Source organism: Roseovarius ramblicola (assembly GCF_042430665.1).
GTDB lineage: Bacteria > Pseudomonadota > Alphaproteobacteria > Rhodobacterales > Rhodobacteraceae > Roseovarius > Roseovarius ramblicola.
On record NZ_JBHMEC010000029.1, the window covers coordinates 1 to 1,116 of the forward strand.

The window sequence follows — 1,116 nt, forward strand, 5'->3', positions numbered from 1 at the left end:
TCGGGATCACCGCCACCGACGCCCATGGCGACACCGCCACCAATGACGTCACCGTCACCGTCACCGGAACCAACGATGGGCCAGCGCTCGCCGCCGACACTCTCGCGGCGGTCGAGGACGGGCCGTCCGTCGACGTGGACCTCGCGGCGCTCGGTGCCGATATCGACAGCGACGATGACGGCACCACCCTCGCCTACGCCATCACCGGCGACCCCGCCGAGGGCACCGCCACCATCTCCGGCACCACCCTCAGCTTCGCCCCCGGCGAGGATTTCCAGGACCTCGCCGACGGCGAGACCCGCGACGTCACCATCACCGTCACCGCCACCGACGCCCATGGCGACACCGCCACCAACGACGTCACCGTCACCGTCACCGGCACCAACGATGCCCCCACCCTCGCCGCCGCCGCCCTCGCGGCGGAGGAGGACGGGCCGTCCGTCGACGTGGACCTCGCGGCGCTCGGTGCCGACCCCGACAGCGACGATGACGGCACCAGCCTCGGCTACGCCATCACCGGACAGCCCGCCGAAGGCACCGCCAGCATTACCGGCACCACGCTCAGCTTCGCCCCCGGCGAAGACTTCCAGAACCTCGCCCAGGGCGAGACCCGCGACGTCACCATCACCGTCACCGCCACCGACGCCCATGGCGACACCGCCACCAATGACGTCACCGTCACCGTTACAGGTGCCAACGATGGGCCAGCGCTCGCCGCCGACACTCTCGCGGCGGTCGAGGACGGGCCGTCCTTCGACGTGGACCTCGCGACGCTCGGTGCCGATATCGACAGCGACAACACCGGCACCACCCTCGCATACGCCATCACCGGCGACCCCGCCGAGGGCACCGCCAGCATTACCGGCACCACCCTCAGCTTCGCCCCCGGCGCGGCCTTCCAGGACCTCGCCCAGGGCGAGACCCGCGACGTCACCATCACCGTCACCGCCACCGACGCCCATGGCGACACCGCCACCAATGACGTCACCGTCACCGTTACAGGTGCCAACGATGGGCCAGCGCTCGCCGCCGACACTCTCGCGGCGGATGAGGACGGGCCGGCCGTCGGCGTGGACCTCGCCACCCTCGGCTCCGATGCCGACAGCGACGATGACG

1 protein-coding gene is annotated in these 1,116 nt (G+C 71.2%); it reads left to right on the forward strand.

The genetic code is table 11. The annotated features are described in order from the left end of the window. Positions 1 to 1,116, forward strand: a 1,116-nt coding sequence (locus ACFFU4_RS16755) for a VCBS domain-containing protein (protein ID WP_377070999.1), incomplete at both ends; no start/stop codon positions are given.